The 19,396-nt window shown below is 65.6% G+C and carries 22 protein-coding genes; 5 read left to right on the top strand and 17 right to left on the bottom strand.

Translation table 11 applies throughout. The features are described 5' to 3' along the window. Positions 1 to 103 precede the first annotated feature (103 nt). The 6 genes from IP89_RS13935 to acnB all read right to left on the bottom strand — a co-directional run bounded on the left by IP89_RS13935 (position 104) and on the right by acnB (position 6,823). Positions 104 to 1,453: an aminotransferase class V-fold PLP-dependent enzyme gene (locus IP89_RS13935; RefSeq protein ID WP_043310173.1), complete on the bottom strand. Its 1,350-nt coding sequence runs from the start codon at positions 1,451 to 1,453 to the stop codon at positions 104 to 106. 161 nt (positions 1,454 to 1,614) lie between these two features. Further along, positions 1,615 to 2,193, bottom strand: a complete 579-nt coding sequence (locus IP89_RS13930; protein ID WP_043310172.1) for an ANTAR domain-containing response regulator — start codon at positions 2,191 to 2,193, stop codon at positions 1,615 to 1,617. A 20-nt stretch (positions 2,194 to 2,213) separates the two neighbouring features. Continuing rightward, positions 2,214 to 3,428 (bottom strand): CmpA/NrtA family ABC transporter substrate-binding protein, encoded by a 1,215-nt coding sequence (locus IP89_RS13925; protein ID WP_043310171.1) that lies wholly within the window; start codon positions 3,426 to 3,428, stop codon positions 2,214 to 2,216. Positions 3,429 to 3,594: 166 nt separating this feature from the next. Further along, complete coding sequence (locus tag IP89_RS13920; RefSeq protein WP_043310170.1) at positions 3,595 to 3,804, bottom strand: YgdI/YgdR family lipoprotein; 210 nt, start codon at positions 3,802 to 3,804, stop codon at positions 3,595 to 3,597. Between the two features lie 79 nt (positions 3,805 to 3,883). Continuing rightward, a complete protein-coding gene (locus IP89_RS13915) occupies positions 3,884 to 4,093 on the bottom strand; it encodes a YgdI/YgdR family lipoprotein (protein WP_043310169.1) in 210 nt (69 codons plus the stop codon). A gap of 120 nt (positions 4,094 to 4,213) precedes the next feature. Further along, entirely contained in the window at positions 4,214 to 6,823 is a 2,610-nt protein-coding gene (acnB, locus tag IP89_RS13910) for a bifunctional aconitate hydratase 2/2-methylisocitrate dehydratase (protein ID WP_043310168.1), read from the bottom strand. 457 nt (positions 6,824 to 7,280) lie between these two features. On the opposite strand from acnB, the gene IP89_RS13905 reads away from it, so the two are divergent. Then, the gene (locus IP89_RS13905) at positions 7,281 to 7,757 is read left to right on the top strand and encodes a DUF1289 domain-containing protein (RefSeq protein WP_043310167.1); all 477 of its coding nucleotides are present in this window, start codon (positions 7,281 to 7,283) and stop codon (positions 7,755 to 7,757) included. Between the two features lie 54 nt (positions 7,758 to 7,811). Here the strand turns inward: IP89_RS13905 and IP89_RS13900 are convergent, their stop codons facing one another. Further along, the gene (locus IP89_RS13900) at positions 7,812 to 8,675 is read right to left on the bottom strand and encodes a universal stress protein (protein WP_043310203.1); all 864 of its coding nucleotides are present in this window, start codon (positions 8,673 to 8,675) and stop codon (positions 7,812 to 7,814) included. A gap of 152 nt (positions 8,676 to 8,827) precedes the next feature. On the opposite strand from IP89_RS13900, the gene IP89_RS13895 reads away from it, so the two are divergent. After that, positions 8,828 to 9,436 carry a tRNA-(ms[2]io[6]A)-hydroxylase gene (locus IP89_RS13895; protein ID WP_043310166.1) on the top strand — a complete coding sequence of 203 codons (609 nt, stop codon included), beginning with the start codon at positions 8,828 to 8,830 and terminating at the stop codon, positions 9,434 to 9,436. 62 nt (positions 9,437 to 9,498) lie between these two features. Here IP89_RS13895 and IP89_RS13890 read toward each other — a convergent pair whose 3' ends face one another. The 3 genes from IP89_RS13890 to pyrC form a co-directional block, all read right to left on the bottom strand. Continuing rightward, complete coding sequence (locus IP89_RS13890) at positions 9,499 to 9,717, bottom strand: bacterioferritin-associated ferredoxin (protein WP_043310165.1); 219 nt, start codon at positions 9,715 to 9,717, stop codon at positions 9,499 to 9,501. A gap of 156 nt (positions 9,718 to 9,873) precedes the next feature. Then, entirely contained in the window at positions 9,874 to 10,548 is a 675-nt protein-coding gene (rnt, locus tag IP89_RS13885; protein ID WP_043310164.1) for a ribonuclease T, read from the bottom strand. Then, positions 10,545 to 11,591, bottom strand: a complete 1,047-nt coding sequence (gene pyrC, locus IP89_RS13880; RefSeq protein WP_043310163.1) for a dihydroorotase — start codon at positions 11,589 to 11,591, stop codon at positions 10,545 to 10,547. The genes rnt and pyrC overlap by 4 nt, the downstream gene beginning before the upstream one ends. A gap of 124 nt (positions 11,592 to 11,715) precedes the next feature. Here pyrC and IP89_RS13875 point away from each other — a divergent pair, with 124 nt between their 5' ends. The 3 genes from IP89_RS13875 (at position 11,716) to gloA (ending at position 14,514) form a co-directional block, all read left to right on the top strand. Next, a complete protein-coding gene (locus tag IP89_RS13875; RefSeq protein ID WP_043310162.1) occupies positions 11,716 to 12,696 on the top strand; it encodes an OmpA family protein in 981 nt (326 codons plus the stop codon). A 118-nt stretch (positions 12,697 to 12,814) separates the two neighbouring features. Then, positions 12,815 to 14,032, top strand: a complete 1,218-nt coding sequence (locus IP89_RS13870) for an argininosuccinate synthase (RefSeq protein WP_043310161.1) — start codon at positions 12,815 to 12,817, stop codon at positions 14,030 to 14,032. 89 nt (positions 14,033 to 14,121) lie between these two features. Next, positions 14,122 to 14,514: a lactoylglutathione lyase gene (gene gloA / locus IP89_RS13865; RefSeq protein ID WP_043310160.1), complete on the top strand. Its 393-nt coding sequence runs from the start codon at positions 14,122 to 14,124 to the stop codon at positions 14,512 to 14,514. 57 nt (positions 14,515 to 14,571) lie between these two features. On the opposite strand, the gene IP89_RS13860 is transcribed toward gloA, so the two are convergent. The 7 genes from IP89_RS13860 to IP89_RS13830 all read right to left on the bottom strand — a co-directional run bounded on the left by IP89_RS13860 (position 14,572) and on the right by IP89_RS13830 (position 19,322). Beyond that, positions 14,572 to 14,754, bottom strand: a complete 183-nt coding sequence (locus tag IP89_RS13860) for a PA3496 family putative envelope integrity protein (protein WP_043310159.1) — start codon at positions 14,752 to 14,754, stop codon at positions 14,572 to 14,574. A gap of 107 nt (positions 14,755 to 14,861) precedes the next feature. Beyond that, entirely contained in the window at positions 14,862 to 15,500 is a 639-nt protein-coding gene (gene nth / locus IP89_RS13855) for an endonuclease III (RefSeq protein WP_043310158.1), read from the bottom strand. Then, on the bottom strand, positions 15,497 to 16,051 hold the full coding sequence (locus tag IP89_RS13850; protein ID WP_043310157.1) for an Rnf-Nqr domain containing protein: 555 nt from the start codon (positions 16,049 to 16,051) through the stop codon (positions 15,497 to 15,499). The genes nth and IP89_RS13850 overlap by 4 nt, the downstream gene beginning before the upstream one ends. Then, positions 16,048 to 16,647 (bottom strand): RnfABCDGE type electron transport complex subunit G, encoded by a 600-nt coding sequence (locus tag IP89_RS13845; RefSeq protein WP_043310155.1) that lies wholly within the window; start codon positions 16,645 to 16,647, stop codon positions 16,048 to 16,050. Before IP89_RS13845 ends, IP89_RS13850 begins: the two co-directional genes overlap by 4 nt. Continuing rightward, on the bottom strand, positions 16,644 to 17,648 hold the full coding sequence (locus tag IP89_RS13840) for an RnfABCDGE type electron transport complex subunit D (protein ID WP_043310202.1): 1,005 nt from the start codon (positions 17,646 to 17,648) through the stop codon (positions 16,644 to 16,646). The genes IP89_RS13845 and IP89_RS13840 overlap by 4 nt, the downstream gene beginning before the upstream one ends. Then, positions 17,629 to 18,777 (bottom strand): electron transport complex subunit RsxB, encoded by a 1,149-nt coding sequence (gene rsxB / locus IP89_RS13835; RefSeq protein WP_043310154.1) that lies wholly within the window; start codon positions 18,775 to 18,777, stop codon positions 17,629 to 17,631. The genes IP89_RS13840 and rsxB overlap by 20 nt, the downstream gene beginning before the upstream one ends. Beyond that, on the bottom strand, positions 18,774 to 19,322 hold the full coding sequence (locus IP89_RS13830; protein WP_043310151.1) for an Rnf-Nqr domain containing protein: 549 nt from the start codon (positions 19,320 to 19,322) through the stop codon (positions 18,774 to 18,776). Before IP89_RS13830 ends, rsxB begins: the two co-directional genes overlap by 4 nt. Positions 19,323 to 19,396 lie beyond the last annotated feature (74 nt).

Here is a 19,396-nt window from a genome sequence, read left to right as displayed (position 1 = left end):
AACCGTCCGAGCGACGCAGGCCACATGTGTGTGGCCTGGGGCGAAGATAAGGGGCGGTGCCCGCCGCTGTCCAGAGCAGTTCGCGGGTAAATGAGCGGTGCAGTCAGCTCAGCTGGCGTTTCAGGCGCAGCAGCAGATCGGCCAGCAGACGCACCTCGGCATCGCCAGTGCGCCAGGACGACAGGCTGAGGCGGAAGGCCGGGCGACCCTGCCAGACGGTCGGGCCGAACCAGACCTCGCCGGAGGCCTGCGCCGCTTCGCGGATGGTGGTGGTCTGCGCATCCGAATCGCCGCGTACCAGTACCTGGTTGAGCACCACGCGGTTGAGCACCTGGTAGCCCCCTTCACGTAGCGTCTCGGCCAGCTCGAAGGCCTGGCGGATATGCCGATCGATCAGCTCGCGCAGGCCTTCGCGGCCGAGGCTGGCCAGCGCCGCCCAGATCGCCACGCCACGAGCCCGGCGGGAGAATTCCAGGGTCAGGTTCTTCTGTGCATCGCGGCTCGCCGTGGCATAGGCGGCGTCGCTGTTCATCGCCGCGGCGAGGGCATCGGAGTCGCGGCAGATGGCCATGGCGCTGTCATAGGGAGTGTTCAGCCACTTGTGGCCGTCGGTGGTCCAGCTATCGGCCTGTTCCACGCCCTCGGCCAGATGGGCTGAAGAAGACGCACGAGCCCATAGGCCGAAGGCGCCGTCGACATGCACCCAGGCGCCGGCCTCTCGGGCCTTGGGGATCAGCTCGGCGAAGCGGTCGAACTCGCCGGTGTTGACCTCGCCGGCCTGCAGGATCAGCAGGGTGCGTTCGTCGAGTTCCGGCAGGCGCGCCGGGTCGATGCGCCCGTGCTCGTCCACTGGCGCGTAGTGCAGGCGGTTCATGCCGAAGCCGAGCACGCGCAGGGCTTTCTTCACCGTGATGTGCGCGGTTTCGGAGAGCACCACACGGATCTCCGGGGCGCCCATCAAACCGTCGGCATCGAAGTCCCAGCCCTGGCGCGCCAGCAGCTTGCGCCGGGCGGCGGAGAGACAGGCCAGGGTGCAGGCGGTAGCGCTGGTGCCGAAGCCCACGGCGCTCTCTCTTGGCAGGCCCAGCGTCTCGCAGACCCAGCGGCCGGCGACCTTCTCCAGGCGGTCGGCGGTCGGTGAGTTGTCGAAGGATGAGGCGCACTGATCCCAGGCCAGTACCAGGCGTTCGGCGGCCGCCGCGGCCGGCAGGGTGGCGCCGATGACGAAGCCGAAGTAGCGCGGGCCGTTGCTCGCCACCGTGGCGGGCGAGCCGATTTCGTCGAGCTGCTGCAGCACCTGCTCGGCGGCCTGGGCGTGCTCTGGCAGTGGCTGATCGAACGCGGCCAGGGCGGCGATGGCCGAGGCGTCCGGGTACACCCGACGCTCGGGTGTGCCGTCGAAATAGGCGAGGGCGCGGCGGTCGGCCTCGGCCAGCAGATTGCGTTCGTTCATGACCGGTACTCGGCAGGGAAGATGCCTTCTACCCTAGCCGAGAGGTGCGAGAGGCCGGCAGATACAGGCGCCAGCCGAGTTGAGCGGAACAGCGGTGGTTCAGTGTGTGAGGTGACCGATACAGTTGTGCTGGCGGGCGGTACAGTCGCGCCGCCCGAGCTTCAGTTACCCAGCATGTCGTGCATCGCGATGATCTGCTCAGCCACCTGAATCAGCTTCTGCTGGCGGCTCATGGCCTGGCGGCGCATCAGGGTGTAGGCGTCTTCCTCGTTGCAGCTCTTCATCTTCATCAGCAGGCCCTTGGCCAGTTCGATGCGCTTGCGTTCGGCCAGTTGCTCATCGCGGGCCTGCAGTTGTGCACGCAGGGCCTGGTCGCTCTCGAAGCGGGCCATGGCCACGTCGAGGATCGGCTGCAGGCGCTCGGTCTGGATGCCCTCGACGATATAGGCGCTGACCCCGGACTGGATGGCCTGGCGCATCACCTGCGGGTCATGCTCGTCGGTGAACATGACGATCGGCCGCGGCTGGTCGCGGGTCACCAGGACCACCTGTTCCATCACGTCGCGACCGGGAGACTCGGTGTCGATCAGCACCACGTCCGGGCGCACGGCCTCGACCCGCTCGGGCAGGTCGATGGTCAGGCCGGATTCGTCGACCACCTCGAAGCCGGCCTCGACCAGCGCGCTCTTCAGGCGGCCAACCTTCTTCGGCGTATCGTTGATCAGGAGTATGCGTAGCATCGTGCTGGTGTCTCGGTCCGTTACAGGGCGATGGCGGCAGGGCCGTCGGTGCGGGCGTGGATGGCGAAGGAGCGGGCGTAGCCGGCCGGATCGCTGCCGTCCCAGGTGGTGCCATCGAGCAGGGTGGAGCTGCGCATTTCTGCCGTCGGCACATGGATGCCCAGGGCCTCGGCAGCGCTGCGGTAGATATCCAGTTGGTGGATGCGGCGAGCGATGCCGAGGTAGTCCGGATCGTCCTTGAGCAGGCCCCAGCGGCGGAACTGGGTGAGGAACCAGATGCCATCGGACAGCCAGGGCATGTTCACCTCGCCGTCGGCGAAGAAGCGCAGCGGGTGGGCGTCCAGCCAGGCGTGGCCGAGGCCGTCCTCGTAGTGGCCGAGGAAGCGCGGCTCGATGGCGGAAAGCGGGGCATCGACATACTCGCTGCTGCTGATCAGCTGGGCGGTGCCGCGGCGGTTCTCTTCACTCTCGTCGATGAAGCGGCTGGCTTCGAGCACGGCCATGGCCAGGGCGCGCGCGGTGTTGGGGTACTGCTCGACGAATTCACGGGTCACGCCGAGCACTTTTTCCGGGTGATCGGCCCAGATGTTCTGGCTGGTGGCCAGGGTGAAGCCCTGCTGCTCCTCGACTGCCAGGGCGCCCCAGGGGCCGCCGGCGCAGAAGCCGTCGATGCGGGCGGCACGCAGGTGGGCGACCATCTGCGAGGGCGGCACCACCACGGTGTTGACGTCTTCCAGCGGATGGATGCCCTGGGCGGCCAGCCAGTAGTACAGCCACATGGCATGGGTGCCGGTGGGGAAGGTCTGGGCGAAGGTCAGCTTTGCACCACTCTGGCGCGCGCGCGCGGCGAGTGCCTCGGCGCTGGTCACGCCGGCCTGCTTGAGCGGTTGCGACAGGTTGATGGCCTGGCCGTTCTGGTTGAGGCCCATGAGGATGGCCATCTCGGTGGCGGAGCTGCCGAGGCCCAGGTGCACGCCGTAGACCTGGCCATAGAGCATCTGCGCGGTATCCAGTTCGCCACACAGCAAGCGGTCACGCAGGCCGGCCCAGGAGGCCTGGCGCTGCAGGTTGAGGGTCAGGCCGTAGGGTTGGGCGAAGCCCTGGGTGGCGGCCACGATCAGCGAGGCGGAGTCGGTGAGGGCCATGAAGCCCAGATTCAGTGCGCTCTTTTCCGGGGCATCGCTGCCCGCGACCCAGGCCAGGGCGTCGCTACGGGTAATGCTGCTGTCGGTCATGTGTGGTTCCGCCGTTGAACAAAAAGGCGCCGCTCCGCGCCACCGCAGGGCGGTAGGCGGAAACGACGCCATTGTCTATGAACTGACTCCGCCGTTGGAGCGAGTTCTGCTGCACAGGCTCAAGCAAGCCATGTGCCAGTGCGGCGGGCGGAATCTGGCGGGGCCTTCAGCGTTCGATGATCTGCTTGATCTGGGTCTGCGGGATCTGCTGCTTGCGGCCTTCGCTGTCCTCGAATTCGAGCATGCCGGTGTCCTCGTCCAGCTCGGGTTCATCTTCGCTGGTGAGCAGTTGGCCGTCGGTGGTGAGGATCAGATGTTCGCTGGCGCAGCCGGAGAGGGCGGCCAGGCAGAGCAGGAGGGGAATCCAGTACTTCATGAGGCGCTCCTTGTGTGGGGTCACCTCAAGTATCCGCACGCCGCCGCGCTTGGCAAGGCGGCGTGGGATCGCAGCCGCTTCAGCGTTCGATGATCTGCTTCACCGAGCTCTGCGGGATCTGCTGCTCGTTGCCTTCGGCATCCTCGTAGGTGATCAGGCCGGTCTCATCGTCGATCTCCGGCTTGTCCTCGGCGCTGAGCATCTGCCCATCGGTGGTGGCGATGATGTAGTCGGTGGCGCAGCCGGTGAGGCCGAACACGCAGAGCAGGGCAAGAATCCAGGGTTTCATGGTGAACTCCTTATGAAAGGGCTGCCCGCGAGGGGCTTCAGAAGTTCGGACCACGGCTTGTCCGGTTTCGCTCCATAAAAAAAGCCCCGCACTGGGCGGGGCTCCTTTCAGCCTTACGGCTTAGGCCTGAACGACCGGGATCTTCGCGTTGGCCGCGGCGTCGCGGTACTCGGCGATCTGGTCGAAGGACAGGTAGCGGTAGATGTCGGCAGCCATGCTGTCGATGTCTTTCGCGTAGGCCATGTACTCCTCGACGGTCGGCAGCTTGCCGATGATCGAGGAAACGGCGGCCAGCTCGGCCGAGGCCAGGAAGACGTCAGTGGCGTCGCCCAGGCGGTTCGGGAAGTTACGGGTGGAGGTGGAGACCACGGTAGCACCGGTCTGCACGCGCGCCTGGTTACCCATGCACAGCGAGCAACCCGGCATTTCCATACGGGCGCCGGCCTTGCCGTAGATGCCGTAGTAGCCTTCCTCGGTCAGCTGGTGCTGGTCCATCTTGGTCGGCGGAGCCAGCCACAGACGGGTCGGAATACCGCCCTTGACCTTGTCCAGCAGCTTACCGGCAGCGCGGAAGTGACCGATGTTGGTCATGCAGGAACCGATGAACACTTCGTCGATCTTGCGGCCTTGCACGCTGGACAGCAGGCGGGCGTCGTCCGGATCGTTCGGAGCGCACAGAACCGGCTCTTTGACGTCGGCCAGATCGATCTCGATCACGGCGGCGTACTCGGCGTCCTTGTCGGCTTCCAGCAGTTGCGGGTTGGCCAGCCAGGCTTCCATCGCTTGGGCGCGACGCTCCATGGTGCGGGCATCGCCGTAGCCTTCGCCGATCATCCAGCGCAGCATGGTGATGTTCGACTTCAGGTACTCGGCAATGGCGCTTTCCGGCAGCTTGATGGTGCAACCAGCAGCGGAACGCTCGGCGGAGGCGTCGGACAGCTCGAAGGCTTGCTCGACGGTCAGCTCGTTCAGGCCTTCGATCTCGAGGATGCGGCCGGAGAAGATGTTCTTCTTGCCTTTCTTCTCGACGGTCAGCAGGCCGGCCTGGATGGCGTAGTAGGGGATGGCATGGACCAGGTCACGCAGGGTGATGCCCGGTTGCAGCTTGCCCTTGAAGCGCACCAGTACGGATTCCGGCATGTCCAGCGGCATTACGCCGGTGGCGGCGGCGAAGGCCACCAGGCCGGAACCGGCCGGGAAGGAGATGCCCAGCGGGAAGCGGGTGTGCGAGTCACCACCGGTACCGACGGTGTCCGGCAGCAGCATGCGGTTCAGCCAGCTGTGGATGATGCCGTCGCCCGGGCGCAGGGACACACCGCCGCGGGTCATGATGAAGTCCGGCAGGGTGTGGTGGGTGGTGACGTCGATCGGCTTCGGATAGGCAGCGGTGTGGCAGAAGGACTGCATCACCAGGTCGGCGGAGAAGCCCAGGCAAGCCAGGTCTTTCAGCTCGTCGCGGGTCATCGGGCCGGTGGTGTCCTGGGAGCCGACGGTGGTCATCTTCGGCTCGCAGTAGGTGCCCGGGCGTACGCCTTGGCCTTCCTGCAGGCCGCAGGCGCGACCGACCATCTTCTGGGCCAGGGTGAAGCCCTTGCCGCTGTCAGCCGGAGCGACCGGCTTCTTGAACAGGGTGGACGGAGCCAGACCCAGCTCGGCGCGGGCCTTCTCGGTCAGGCCACGGCCGACGATCAGCGGGATACGGCCGCCGGCGCGGACTTCGTCCAGCAGCACGTCGGTCTTCAGGCTGAAGCTGGTGACCAGATCGTCGCTGCCGTTACGGCGCACTTCGCCTTTGTACGGGTACACGTCGATGACGTCGCCCATGGCCAGGTCGGTGCAGTCGAACTCGATCGGCAGGGCGCCGGCGTCTTCCATGGTGTTGTAGAAGATCGGGGCGATCTTGGTGCCGAAGCAGAAACCACCGGCGCGCTTGTTCGGCACGTTCGGGATGTCGTCGCCGAAGAACCACAGCACCGAGTTGGTGGCGGACTTACGGGAGGAGCCGGTACCGACCACGTCACCGACGTAGGCAACCGGGAAGCCTTTGGCTTTCAGCTCTTCCATCTGCTTGATGGGGCCGACGGAGCCCGGCTGGTCCGGGTTGATGCCGTCGCGGGCCATTTTCAGCATGGCCAGGGCGTGCAGCGGGATGTCCGGGCGGGACCAGGCATCCGGCGCCGGCGACAGGTCGTCGGTGTTGGTTTCGCCGGTGACCTTGAACACGGTCAGGGAAACTTTTTCCGGTACGGCCGGGCGCTTGGTGAACCACTCGCCATCGGCCCAGGACTGCAGCACGGCCTTGGCGGCAGCGTTGCCTTTCTTGGCGCGCTCGGCGACGTCGTGGAAGGCGTCGAACATCAGCAGGGTGTGCTTGAGTTGCTCGGCGGCAACTTCGGCCAGCTCGGCGCTGTCCAGCAGTTCGACCATGGTGGCGATGTTGTAGCCGCCCTGCATGGTGCCCAGCAGCTCAACGGCACGCTTCTTGTCGATCAGCGGGGAGTTGGCTTCGCCCTTGGCAACTGCGGAGAGGAAGCCGGCCTTGACGTAGGCAGCTTCGTCCACGCCCGGCGGAATGCGATTGGTGATCAGGTCAACGAGGAAGGCTTCTTCGCCAGCCGGCGGGTTCTTCAGCAGCTCGACCAGGCCTGCGGTTTGCTCGGCGTTCAGCGGCTGGGGCACGATCCCCAGGGCGGCACGCTCTTCTACGTGTTTGCGATAGGCTTCAAGCACAGTTATTACCCTCATCAGTGGTCGCGGTGGCCCGCAACGCTCATCCATAAAACCGTCGCACGTCGCGCCGCTGCGCTTTGTGGGCGCACTGGCCGGCGGGTCGACAGCCTCATACTAGAAGCTGCTTTCAAAGTTTTACGCCGCAGGGAGCGAGAGGTGATGAGGGCTGGCGCTGGGCTCTTGAGGGCCCGGCGCCAACGACGCTCCTGGCGGATCGACTGTGCTCGTGACGCTTTGAAAACAGCTTCTGACGGACATCGGAGCCTAAAAAGGCGGTCCGATTCTACTGGATCAGGACGGCAAAGTTAAGCGCAAACCCCGATCCGGACGGGCTCCTAGGCTACTGCCCGTCGCTTGTCCGGCAAGTCGACAAAGGTCTGATTGGTCATGGTGACCCTGCTCGGGGGAGCCGCTATCATGGCTCGCCTGTTTCACAGCGCCTGTTTCTGCCCTCCTTATGTCCAATCAGCGCATCAAGACGCCCTGCGTCGGCCTCTGTTCCACCGTCTATGGCGACCAGGTGTGCCGCGGCTGCAAGCGTTTCCACCACGAGGTGGTGAACTGGAACGCCTACAGCGACGACGAGAAGCGCGCGGTGTGGAAGCGCCTGGAGGTGCTGCTGGTGCAGGTGATGCAGGGCAAGGTGGAGGTGTTTGACCCCGGGCTGCTGCGTTCGCAGCTGGAGCAGCGCCAGGTGCGCTTCGTGCCGGAACAGTCGGAGTATTGCTGGGCCTACCAGTTGATCGCGCGTGCCTCGCGCCTGATCAGTCGCCTGGAGGCTTATGGCATGGCCCTGTTGCCGGAGTTCCGTGACTGGGAGCTGCCGGCGCTGCGCGAGGCCATTGATCGCGAGTTCTTCCTGCTTTCCGAGGCGCACTACGAGCGCTACATCGCGCCGCGCTTCCTGCGCGAGGGCGTGGAAAGCCGCGTCTGACGCCGCACCATGAAAAAAGCCGCCCGAGGGCGGCTTTTTCGTTTGCGGGACGGATCAGCGCTGGGCCACCAGTTCCTCCAGGTGGGCGATGATGGCGTCCGGCTTGAGCACCAATACGTCGCTCTCCAGCGCGTCTAGCACCACTTCTGCGGTATTGCCGATCAGCGCGCCGGATAGACCGGTGCGCGCCACGGTGCCGATCACTGTGACCGCCGCCGAGAGTTTCTGCGCGGTGTAGGGGATCAGTACGTCGGCCGGGCCTTCTTCCACGTGCAGGCGCTCGTTGCTGACGTCGTACTCGGCCTGGAACGCCTTGCACTGCTCGCGATAGCGCGCCTCGATGGTTTCCTTGAGCTGGAAGGTCGGGTCGGCGGCGGAGAGCATGGGCGAGGGGTGCGCGCTGATCACGTGCAGGGTGCCATTGGCCAGACGGGCGATGTCGTAGCCGTGGCTGACGATGCCTGAGTGCAGGGTGCGGTGCTCGGAGTCGCTGTTGCCGACGTCCACGGCGGCGAGAATGATGCCGCCGGTCCAGGGTGTGCTGGTCTTCACCATCAGCACCGGGCTCGGGCAATAGCGCAGGAGCTTCCAGTCTTCGGGGGTGAGCAGGGCCTTCTTCAGCGGGTTGTCCGGCACGTGCTGCTTGATCACCAGGCCGCAGCCTTCGGCTTGCTGCACGGCGATGATGGTCTGGTAGAGGCCCTCGTTCCAGGCTTGCTGGATGGTGGCCTGGAAGCCTTCATGCAGCAGGTCTGACTGCTGGTCGGTGAGGTAGGCGCTGTGGTCGGCCTTCTTGTCGCAGACCAGCAGGTGCAGGTGCGACTGGGTGACTCCGGCAATCAGCTTGGCGCGCTTGAGCGCCAGCCCTTCGGGTTGCTGCGGGTCCATCACCACCAGAATACTGCGTATGGCTTGCATGAGCGTTTCCCTGTGCTTGAAGTGCTTTGAGTGCAGCCCACTATAGAGGCGGCCGCTGGTGGCGGTCTTGACCTGCATCACGGCATCGCTGGCCCCGTACGCCTTCATCCGTATAATGGCCCGCCCAGTTACAGCCCGCCAGCATTCGCGCCGTGAATAACGCCCAAGACATCCATGACTTTCTCGCCTGCCCGACGCCCGCTGCCTGGGTCGAGGCGGCTCTGGCCGATCAGGAAACCCTGCTGATCGATCACAAGAACAACGAGTACAAGGCGGCGTCCACGGCCATGGCGCTGATCGCCAAGTACAACCAGGCGCTGGATCTGGTCAATTTCATGTCGCGCCTGGCCCGCGAGGAGCTGGTGCACCACGAGCAGGTGCTGCGCATCATGCGCAAGCGGCGCATCGAGCTGCGCCCGGTGTCGGCCTCGCGCTATGCCTCCGGGCTGCGCAAGCAGGTGCGCAACCACGAGCCACAGAAGCTGGTCGATACCCTGGTGGTGGGTGCCTTCATCGAGGCGCGTAGCTGCGAGCGCTTCGAGGCGCTGGTGCCGCATCTGGACGAGGAGTTGGGCAAGTTCTACGGCGGCCTGCTCAAGTCCGAGTCGCGGCACTATCAGGGCTATCTCAAGCTGGCCTACCAGTACGGCGAGGCGAGCGATGTCCAGCGCACCATCGAGCGAGTGCGCGAGACCGAGCGCGAGCTGATCGAGTCGCCGGACCAGGAGTTCCGCTTCCACAGCGGCGTGCCGCAGGCCTGATCACTTTCTCGCAGGCATAAAAAAGCCGGACTCGAGGTCCGGCTTTTTCGTATTCGGAGAAATCAGGCGGCGACGAAGCTGGCGCTGCAGGCGAGGGCGGCCTGGCTGCTCTGTACTTCGCCGAGGGTATCGCGAACCACTTGTTTGGCCAGGCAGGCGCACTTGCCGCACTGGGTGCCGACGCCGAGGCTTTCGCGCACATCACGATAGCTGCAGCAGCCTTCGTAGATGGCTTCACGGATTTGACCGTCGGTAACACCCTGGCAGAGGCAAACGTACATGGGCAGGCTCGAAATGCTGTGGAGTTGCTCTTGGGCTCGGATACTAATGTTAATGAGAATGCTTGTCAAAACTTGATGGCAGTTTTTCCCGCATGTCTGGTTTTCGCATCGCAATAAAAAACCCGGCCTGGGCCGGGTTCTTGATCTGCGTGGCGCTTACTGGTCGAAATCGTCCCAGCCGCCCATTTCCTTCCAGCGGTTGACGATGCCGCAGAACAGCTCGGCGGTCTTCTCGGTGTCGTAGCGCGCGGAGTGCGCTTCCTTGCCGTCGAAGTCGATGCCGGCGGCCTGGCAGGCCTTTGCCAGCACGGTCTGGCCGTAGGCGAGGCCGGCCAGGGTGGCGGTGTCGAAGCTGGAGAAGGGGTGGAACGGGTTGCGCTTGAGGTCGCAGCGGGCCACGGCGGCGTTGAGGAAGCCGAGGTCGAAGCTGCTGTTGTGGCCGACCAGGATGGCGCGCTTGCAGCCATTGGCCTTGATCGACTTGCGCAGGCCTTTGAAGATCTCGGTCAGCGCGTGCTCCTCGCTCACCGCCTGGCGCAGCGGATGGTCGAGCTTGATGCCGGTGAACTCCAGCGCCGCCGCCTCGATGTTGGCGCCCTCGAAGGGCTCGACGCGGAAGAAGTGGGTGTGATCCGGATAGAGGAAGCCGTCCTCGTCCATGGCGATGGTGGTCGCCGCGATCTCCAGCAGGGCGTCGGTGGCAGCGTTGAAGCCACCGGTCTCGACATCCACCACTACCGGCAGGTAGCCGCGAAAGCGCGCGGCCATCGGGTGGCGCGGGCCGGAGGGCAGGCTGCCGTCGAGTTCGTCGTCGAAGTTGTCTTCGCTCACGCTTGATCCTCCAGCAGGCGCCATTGCAGTTTTTCGCCGGCGCGCAGCGGAATCACCAGGTTGTCACCCAGCGGCAGCTCGCTCGGGCCGGTCCATTCCTCGCGGACCAGGGTGATGCGATCAGTATTGCGCGGCAGACCGTAGAAGTCCGGGCCGTGCAGGCTGGCGAAGCCTTCCAGCTTGTCCAGGGCATTGCGCTGCTCGAAGGCCTCGGCATACAGCTCAATGGCCGCATGCGCGGTGTAGCAGCCGGCGCAGCCGCAGGCGGCTTCCTTGGCGTGCTTGGCGTGCGGCGCCGAGTCGGTACCGAGGAAGAACTTCGGGCTGCCACTGGTGGCCGCATCCAGCAGGGCTTCCTGGTGGGTGTTGCGCTTGAGGATCGGCAAGCAATAGAAGTGCGGGCGGATACCGCCAACCAGCATGTGGTTGCGGTTGTACAGCAGATGGTGCGCGGTGATGGTGGCGCCGACGTTGGCCGGCGCGGCCTTGACGAAGGCGGCGGCATCGCCAGTGGTGATGTGCTCGAACACCACTTTCAGGCTCGGGAAGCGCTCGACCACGCGGGTCAGGTGCTCATCGATGAAGCGCTTCTCGCGGTCGAACACGTCGACTTCGGCGCGGGTCACCTCGCCATGTACCAGCAGCGGCAGGCCGACTTCGGCCATCGCTTCGAGCACGTGGAAGATGTTGTCGATGCTGGTCACGCCGGAGTCGGAGTTGGTGGTGGCTCCGGCCGGGTACAGCTTGGCGGCATGCACGAAGCCGCTGGCCTTGGCCGCGCGCACGTCTTCCGCACTGGTCTTGTCGGTGAGGTACAGCACCATCAGCGGCTCGAAGCGGCTGCCGGCCGGGCGAGCGGCCAGGATGCGCTCGCGGTAGGCGCTGGCTTCGTCGGCGTTGCGTACCGGCGGCACCAGGTTGGGCATGATGATGGCGCGGGCGAAGGTCCGCGCGACATCGCGGACGGTGTGCTGCAGGACGGCGCCATCGCGCAGGTGGATGTGCCAGTCGTCGGGACGCAGCAGGGTGATACGGTCGGACATGGGGATTCCCAGCAGGTGAAACGTGCGCAAATGCTACCAGTTTTGCCGGTATGACGGCCTATCAAGTTTCCGCCCATACTGCCGATACGGGCATTGAAAGCCGTATCTCCTTGTGGAGCCGATCTTGCGCCAGCCCCGTTACCTTCTATTTAGCCTGCTCGCCTGCGTGCCCTGGTGCATGCCGGCTGCGGCCATCACTTTCCAGACGCGCATGGAGAAAGTGGAGTGGAAGGTCGAGGGTGACCAGTTCGAGTGTCGCCTGAGCCAGCCGATTGCCGACTTCGGCAGTGGCGAGTTCGTGCGCCGCGCCGGCGAGCAGGCGACTTTCCGCCTCAAGGTGCGTGAACGCTGGTTGGGCTCGGGCTCTGCAATCCTGCTGGCGGCCGCAGCGCCCTGGCAGCCGGGGCGGGGTGACATCAATCTGGGGGCGCTGACGGTCGGTAGCGGCCAGGTGCCGTTCAACAGCAACCAGGAGCAGGCCGGGCGCCTGCTCACTGGGCTGATGGAGGGGCGCAGCCCGCTGGTGCGCCATCGCACCCTGCAGGGCGGTGACAGCCTGGAGGTGCGCCTGCTGCCGGTGAAGTTCAACCAGGCCTACAACGACTACCTCAAGTGCACGGCGGGGCTGCTGCCGGTCAACTTCGACCAGATTCGCCAGACCCAGCTCGATTTTCCCGGCGGTACCACGCTGGAGCCGCTTGCTCAGGCCAAGATCGACATCATCCTCGACTTCATGAAGGCCGACCCCAGCATCAACCGCATCCAGCTCGACGGTCACTCTGACAACGGCGGCAATCGCCTGACCAACCGCGATCAGTCGCGCCGTCGCGCTCTGGCGGTGGAGGAGTACCTCAAGTCGCGCGGCATTCCCGCCGAGCAGATCGTGGTGCGCTTCCATGGCGAGCGCTACCCGCTGGTAAAAAACAGCAATGCGGCCAACCGGGCAAAGAATCGCCGGGTGACCATGACGCTGTCCCGCGAGCCGGTGATCGAGGCCGCTCCCGACCCCCAGGCTCCGGCCAATCCCGCGCCAGACGCGGCGCCAGCGGCCAACCCGGCGGCTCCCGCCGCCGAGGCTCCGGCAACTCCCGCGGCAAAATCCTGAAGGCCTGCGGGCCAATAAATCTGTCGCTTTGTCGCTAGAGTCTGTCGCGCCCCTGTAAATCATTCCACACGGCCGGTAGAATCCCCGGTTTTCCGTACAACCCGTGGAGTTGATTGGCATGGCGGACGTTAAGAAGGTAGTTCTGGCCTATTCCGGTGGCCTGGATACCTCGGTGATCCTCAAGTGGCTGCAAGACACCTATAACTGCGAAGTGGTGACCTTCACCGCCGACCTCGGTCAGGGCGAAGAGGTCGAGCCGGCCCGTGCCAAGGCCCAGGCCATGGGCGTCAAGGAAATCTACATCGATGACCTGCGCGAAGAGTTCGTCCGCGACTTCGTGTACCCGATGTTCCGCGCCAACACCATCTACGAAGGCGAGTACCTGCTGGGTACCTCCATCGCCCGTCCGCTGATCGCCAAGCGCCTGATCGAGATCGCCAACGAGACCGGCGCCGACGCCATCTCCCACGGTGCCACCGGTAAGGGTAACGACCAGGTCCGCTTCGAGCTGGGCGCCTATGCGCTGAAGCCGGGCGTGAAAGTAATCGCCCCCTGGCGTGAGTGGGACCTGCTGTCCCGCGAGAAGCTGATGGACTACGCCGAGAAGCACGCCATCCCGATCGAGCGCCACGGGAAGAAGAAGTCGCCGTACTCCATGGACGCCAACCTGCTGCACATCTCCTATGAGGGCGGCGTGCTGGAAGACACCTGGACCGAGCACGAAGAAGACATGTGGAAGTGGACCGTTTCCCCGGAAGCGGCGCCGAACACCCCGACCTACATCGAGCTGACCTACCGCAAGGGCGACATCGTTGCCATCGACGGCAAGGAAATGACCCCGGCCACCGTGCTGGCCGAGCTGAACCGCATCGGCGGCGAGAACGGTATCGGTCGCCTCGACATCGTCGAGAACCGCTATGTCGGCATGAAGTCCCGCGGCTGCTACGAGACCCCCGGCGGCACCATCATGCTGCGCGCCCACCGCGCCATCGAGTCGATCACCCTGGACCGCGAAGTGGCCCACCTGAAAGACGAGCTGATGCCCAAGTACGCCAGCCTGATCTACACCGGCTACTGGTGGAGCCCGGAGCGTCTGATGCTGCAGCAGATGATCGACGCCTCGCAGACCAACGTGAACGGTGTGGTACGCCTGAAGCTGTACAAGGGCAACGTCATCGTGGTTGGCCGCAAGTCCGACGACTCGCTGTTCGACGCCAACATCGCGACCTTCGAGGAAGATGGCGGCGCCTACAACCAGGCCGACGCGGCGGGCTTCATCAAGCTCAACGCCCTGCGCATGCGCATCGCCGCCGGCAAGGGCCGCAAGCTGTTCTGATAAGCTTGCGCCGAGCCAGACGAACCCCGGCCACGAGCCGGGGTTCTGTTTTTATAAGCCCGCGAAAGGGCACCGATGAGGAAACTCCGATGAGACTGCTGCATACCATGCTGCGTGTCGGCGACATGGACAAATCCATCGCCTTCTACACCGAAGTACTGGGCATGACCCTGCTGCGCCGCAAGGACTACCCGGACGGCCAGTTCACCCTTGCCTTCGTCGGCTACGGCAACGAGGCCGAGAACAGCGTGATCGAGCTGACCTACAACTGGGGCGTGGATAAGTACGAGCTGGGCACCGCCTACGGCCACATCGCCCTGGAAGTGGAAGACGTCTACAAGGCCTGCGAGGACATCCGTTCGCGCGGTGGCAAGATCACCCGCGAGCCGGGCCCGATGAAGCATGGCACCAGCATCCTGGCCTTCGTCGAAGACCCGGACGGCTACAAGATCGAGCTGCTGTCGCCCTCGCGCGCCGACTGACCGCTTCGCGCTGCAACGAAAAAGCCCCGCATCGCGGGGCTTTTTCATGGCCGACCCTCAGAGGTCGAAGTCGTAGTCGTTCAGCTGCTTCTGCAGGCGACGCTCGTCGAGCATGTTGTCGATGATGCGGCGCTTGGTCAGGTTGGTCTTGGCGACCTCCACGGTGCGCTCGCCGGCGTCTTCGCTGTCTTCGGCGACGAAATCATCTTCTACTTCGAGGTCTTCTTTGCCAGTGCTCATGGGCCTACTCCAGGGTTCGGAGGCTGATGGCGCACCTTATAGCGACAAAGTCTGGGGCTGGTAAAAAAGATTTTTTCAATCAGGTCCATGCCTGATTCATGGGCAAATCAATCGTCGGAAGTCTTGGCCTTGTACTCGCACAGATCCTCGATGCGGCAGGCGCCACAACGCGGCTTGCGCGCCTGGCAGACGTAGCGGCCGTGCAGAATCAGCCAGTGGTGCGCATCCAGCAGAAACTCCTTGGGCACGAACTTGACCAGCTTCTTCTCCACCTCAAGCACGTTCTTGCCGGGGGCGATGCCGGTGCGGTTGCTGACGCGGAAGATGTGCGTGTCCACCGCCATGGCCGGCTGGCGGAAGGCGGTGTTGAGCACCACGTTGGCGGTCTTGCGGCCGACTCCGGGCAGCGCCTCCAGGTCTTCGCGGTTGTCCGGCACCTGGCTGCCATGTTTCTCGACCAGGATGCGGCAGGTCTCGATGACGTTCTTCGCCTTGCTGTTGAACAGGCCGATGGTCTTGATGTACTCGGAGAGGCCCTCGACGCCCAGCGCATAGATGGCCTCCGGGGTGTTGGCCACCGGGTAGAGCTTGGCGGTGGCCTTGTTCACGCCCACGTCGGTGGCCTGGGCGGAGAGGATCACCGCGATAAGCAGCTCGAAGGGCGTGGTATAGGCCAGTTCGGTCTTGGGTTCGGGGTTGTCTTCGTGCAGGCGGCGGAAGATCTCAAAGCGCTTGGCGGCGTTCATCGGGCGTCGTCTTGGTCGAAATGGCGAAAGAGAGCAACTAGCAGGCCGAGCAGAATAAAGCCGCCGGCGGCTTGCGTCAGCAGCGGCAGGCCGGTCTGCCAGTGCCAGCCAGAGAAGCCGGGGCCCAGCAGCCAATCGGCGTGGGCCAGCAGGCTGCCATGGCCGAGAGCTTCGCGCAGGGCGCCGAGCAGCACGGCGAACAGGGCAAACCACAGTCCCAGCTGGAGACCATGCTTTGCTTCCATCTGCTCATTCAGGGCCAGTGCCAGGCAGGGCAGCAGCAACAGCGGTAGGTAGAGCGCGAGGGCGGCGGCCAGTTCGCTGCTGAGAGTTTGCAGAAGCAGGTCGAGGCCGCTGACCAGCACGGCGCCTGCCAGAAGCGTGGCGAGCAACCGGCCATGGACGGGCAAATGCTTGCGCAACGGCGCCTGCAGCAGGTCGCACAGCGCTATCAACAGCAGGCCGCCCAGGCCGATACCGATGCCCTTGATCAGCAGGTCGGTGCCGCCCACCAGCGGGGCGAAGGCGAGCACCTGCAGGTTGCGCTTCATGGTCGCGCCTCCAGTAGCCGTTGCCGCTCGGCGTCAAAGAAGCGCAGGGCGCGTTGCAGGGCGTCTGTCACTGCGCGCGAGGTGATGGTGGCACCGGCGATCTGGTCGACCTGGCCCTGGTCGGCACGCAGCGTCCAGCTCGCGGTGTCATCGTGCAATGTCTTGCCGGCAAAACCATGCAGCCAGGCAGCGCGGTTGGGAGCCAGCAGATCGGCCAGGCCGGGTGTCTCCTGCTGCTGCAGGACCTTGCTGGCGAGCAGCTGGCCATCCGGGGTGATTGCCACCAGCAGGCGGATCGGCCCCTCGTAGCCTTTGCCGGTCACCGGCAGCAGCACGGCGCTGGGCTGGCCATTCAGGCTGGCCAGGTAGCCCAACTCGGCGCGGGCGTTGCCCAGCAGGCCGCCGGCCGGCAGCGCGATGGGGTGTTGCAGCGGGCGGTTGTCGTAGCTGCCGGCAGGCAGCAGGTCGAGCAGGGCGCGCTCGGCTGCTGCCTGGCGTTGCTGCTCGATGCGTGGCGCTGCGAAATGCTGGAGCGTGGCGAGCAGGGCGGCGCCACACAGGGCGATCGCCAGCAGGAGTGCGGCGCTGCGCTTCATCGTGCGGCTCCCAGGCGATCCAGGCGGGTGACGCAGAGGTTCATCAGTAGCACGGCGAAGGCCAGGCCATCCGGGTAACCGCCCCAGGTGCGGATCACGTAGGTCAGCAGGCCGACGCCGATGCCGAAGTACAGGCGCCCGCGTGCACTGTCCGGGCCGCTGACCGGCTCGGTAACGATGAAGAAGGCGCCGAGCATGGTGGCGCCGCTGAACAGGTGCAGCAGCGGCGAGCCGTTGGAGTCGGAGCCCGAGCCGTTCCAGCACAGCAGGCTGGCGACGAACAGGGCGCCGAGCATGCCGACCGGCGCCTGCCAGCGGATCACCTTCTGCTGCAGCAGGAACAGGCCGCCAGCAAGGAAGGCCAGGTTGACCCATTCCGCGCCACGCCCGCCGATACCGCCGAAGGCCGGGTGGCTGGCGAACAGCTCATCGATGGTCAGGCGGTCGTTGTGGCGCAGGCTGTCCAGTACCGTGGCCTGGCTCCAGCCATCCGGCAGGCCAGGGCCGAAGCCGAATATCTGCTGCAGCGCGCCGAACAGGCCGTGTTCCGCGCCAGGCGCCGGCCAGTGCACCATCTGCGCCGGGAAGGCGATGAGGGCGAAGGCGTAGCCGAGCATGGCCGGGTTGAACGGGTTGTTGCCGAAACCGCCGAACAGCGCCTTGCCGAACAGGCTGGCGAAGGCGGCGCTGGCCACGGTCAGCCACCAGGGCGCGTAGTTGGGCAGGGCCAGGGCCAGCAGCAGGGCGCTGACCAGGCCGCTGCCTTCGGCCAGCAGTGGCTGTTCGAACAGGCTGCGTTCTTTATCGGCGAGCGTCTGGCCGCGCAGATGACGGCTCAGCAGGTCGCAGGCGCAGCAGGTGAGGGCGGCCAGTAGCAGCTGGACCAGCAGGCCCCAGCCGTTGAACCAGAGCAGGGCCAGGGCGCCGGGCAGGCAGGCGAGCAGCACCCGCTGCATGCTCGGGCGCGGGTCGAAGGCGATTTCAGGGCTGCTGGTAGTCATGCAGCTGTCGCTCGGCATTCGCCAGGCGCTGGCGGGCTTGCTGCAGGGTGTCTGCCGATGCCGCCGCGGGGTTGGCCGTCAGGCGCCGTTCCAGACGCTGCAGCTCGGCGCGGGCGTAGGCGTGCTCGGTCTTCAGCTCGCGCAGCTTGAGGTCGATCGGCTGCTTGTCGGTGCGCACCAGGTCGGGCAGCGGCTTGCCGCTGGCTTCTTCGGCGGCGTGCAGGGCCTGGGCGGCGGCCTCCAGATTGGCGCGCAGCGCTTGCAGCGTGGCGTCGTCCGCGCCCTGACGCGTGGCCTTGTCCAGCTCGGCGCGGCGCAGGGCGAACTGGATCTTGGTCTGCTTCAGTGCGGCAATACCGGCAGTGGGAGCCGCTGGCGCTGGTGGCGTGGCCTGTTCCAGGGCCTGCTGGGCACGTTCGGCGGCCTGGCGCAGTTCATCCACCTGGCGCTGCAGCTCGGGGCTGCCGTGCTGGGCCAGCTGTTTCTCGGCCTTGGCCAGCACCACCTTGGCCATGGCTGCCTCTATTTTCAGGCGCTTGTACTGATCGTCGTTGCTGGTGGCCGGTTGCACTGGAATGGCGGGCTGGGTCGCCGGTGTGCGTGCGGTGCGCTCGGCCTGGCGCTTGGCGTCGTTGCGCGCCAGGCGGGCCAGATGCGCCTCATGGCGGCTGCGGAACTGGTCGGCGCGCTGGCGCTGGGCTTCGGCCTCGGCGCCGGCCAGTGGCAGGATGTCGATGCAGTCGACCGGGCAGGGCGCAACGCACAGCTCGCAGCCGGTGCACTCGGCGGTGATCACTGTGTGCATGAGTTTGGCCGCGCCGACGATGGCGTCCACCGGGCAGGCCTGGATGCACTTGGTGCAGCCGATGCACTCGGCTTCGCGGATCAGGGCGATCTGCGGAGGTACGGCGGGCAACTCCAGCGGCAGCTCCGGCACCTTGAGCAGCTGGGCCAGGGCGTGGATGGTGGCGGTTCCGCCCGGCGGGCACTTGTTGATCGCCTCGCCATTGGCGATGCCCTCGGCGTAGGGCTTGCAGCCCGGGTGGCCGCACTTGCCGCACTGGGTCTGCGGCAGCAGGGCGTCGATGGCCTGGATGCGTCGGGCGTCGCTACGCAAGGCGTTGCTCATGCTGCCCCCATGCCGTTGAAGCCGAGGAAGGCCAGACTCATCAGGCCGGCGGTGATCAGCAAGATCGGCGTGCCGCGGAAGGCGACTGGCACATCGCACTGTTCGATGCGCTCAAGCAGGTCGCTCATCAGTTGCAACACCAGCCAGAAGCCCAGACCGCCACCGATGCCCAGGGCCAGCGCCGCGGTGAAACCATCCAGTGAACGAGCTAGAAGCATGGCACCCATGCCGTTGCCAATCAGCAGCGGCCACAAGCCGGATTGTCCGAGGGCAGGGCGCAGGCGCTGCAACAGGGCCAGGCTGAGCCAGCTCAGTGCAGCCAGCAGCGGAACGCCGATCAGCAGATAGAGATAAGTCAGGTGGACAGCCAACAGGGCCTGTTGCTGCAGCCAGGCCGCAGGCGCGGCGAGCAGAATCAACAGCGCGCCGGCCTGTCCCAGTGCCTGCACGCGGGCATGGCGCAGGGCATCGGCGGCTAGCGGCAGCCCGAGGATCAGGTTGCTGACCAGCGCGGCGCCGATCAGGGCGAAGAGGAAGTCGGTCATGCGCGTGGCGGAGCGGATTGGCTAGAAAGGGGGCGTATTATCCCGGCGCTGGCGCGGCGCTACAACCGCGCCAG

The sequence above is a fragment of the Pseudomonas sp. ML96 genome (assembly GCF_000761545.1).
GTDB lineage: Bacteria > Pseudomonadota > Gammaproteobacteria > Pseudomonadales > Pseudomonadaceae > Aquipseudomonas.
Note: the sequence above shows the minus strand (reverse complement) of the source record. Positions and strands in the feature narration are given on the sequence as shown.

Excerpts from the sequence above, each read along its gene's own strand:
- IP89_RS13930 (WP_043310172.1), bottom strand. The coding sequence starts at position 2,193 with ATGCTACGCATACTCCTGATCAACGATACGCCGAAGAAGGTTGGCCGC.
- nth (WP_043310158.1), bottom strand. The coding sequence starts at position 15,500 with ATGAACGCCGCCAAGCGCTTTGAGATCTTCCGCCGCCTGCACGAAGAC.
- IP89_RS13840 (WP_043310202.1), bottom strand. The coding sequence starts at position 17,648 with ATGACTACCAGCAGCCCTGAAATCGCCTTCGACCCGCGCCCGAGCATG.
- IP89_RS13915 (WP_043310169.1), bottom strand. The coding sequence starts at position 4,093 with ATGAAACCCTGGATTCTTGCCCTGCTCTGCGTGTTCGGCCTCACCGGC.
- IP89_RS13900 (WP_043310203.1), bottom strand. The coding sequence starts at position 8,675 with ATGCAAGCCATACGCAGTATTCTGGTGGTGATGGACCCGCAGCAACCC.
- IP89_RS13935 (WP_043310173.1), bottom strand. The coding sequence starts at position 1,453 with ATGAACGAACGCAATCTGCTGGCCGAGGCCGACCGCCGCGCCCTCGCC.
- rsxB (WP_043310154.1), bottom strand. The coding sequence starts at position 18,777 with ATGAGCAACGCCTTGCGTAGCGACGCCCGACGCATCCAGGCCATCGAC.
- IP89_RS13890 (WP_043310165.1), bottom strand. The coding sequence starts at position 9,717 with ATGTACGTTTGCCTCTGCCAGGGTGTTACCGACGGTCAAATCCGTGAA.
- IP89_RS13850 (WP_043310157.1), bottom strand. The coding sequence starts at position 16,051 with ATGAAGCGCAACCTGCAGGTGCTCGCCTTCGCCCCGCTGGTGGGCGGC.
- IP89_RS13860 (WP_043310159.1), bottom strand. The coding sequence starts at position 14,754 with ATGAGCACTGGCAAAGAAGACCTCGAAGTAGAAGATGATTTCGTCGCC.
- IP89_RS13830 (WP_043310151.1), bottom strand. The coding sequence starts at position 19,322 with ATGACCGACTTCCTCTTCGCCCTGATCGGCGCCGCGCTGGTCAGCAAC.
- IP89_RS13920 (WP_043310170.1), bottom strand. The coding sequence starts at position 3,804 with ATGAAGTACTGGATTCCCCTCCTGCTCTGCCTGGCCGCCCTCTCCGGC.
- IP89_RS13925 (WP_043310171.1), bottom strand. The coding sequence starts at position 3,428 with ATGACCGACAGCAGCATTACCCGTAGCGACGCCCTGGCCTGGGTCGCG.
- pyrC (WP_043310163.1), bottom strand. The coding sequence starts at position 11,591 with ATGTCCGACCGTATCACCCTGCTGCGTCCCGACGACTGGCACATCCAC.
- IP89_RS13845 (WP_043310155.1), bottom strand. The coding sequence starts at position 16,647 with ATGAAGCGCAGCGCCGCACTCCTGCTGGCGATCGCCCTGTGTGGCGCC.
- IP89_RS13905 (WP_043310167.1), top strand. The coding sequence starts at position 7,281 with ATGTCCAATCAGCGCATCAAGACGCCCTGCGTCGGCCTCTGTTCCACC.
- gloA (WP_043310160.1), top strand. The coding sequence starts at position 14,122 with ATGAGACTGCTGCATACCATGCTGCGTGTCGGCGACATGGACAAATCC.
- IP89_RS13870 (WP_043310161.1), top strand. The coding sequence starts at position 12,815 with ATGGCGGACGTTAAGAAGGTAGTTCTGGCCTATTCCGGTGGCCTGGAT.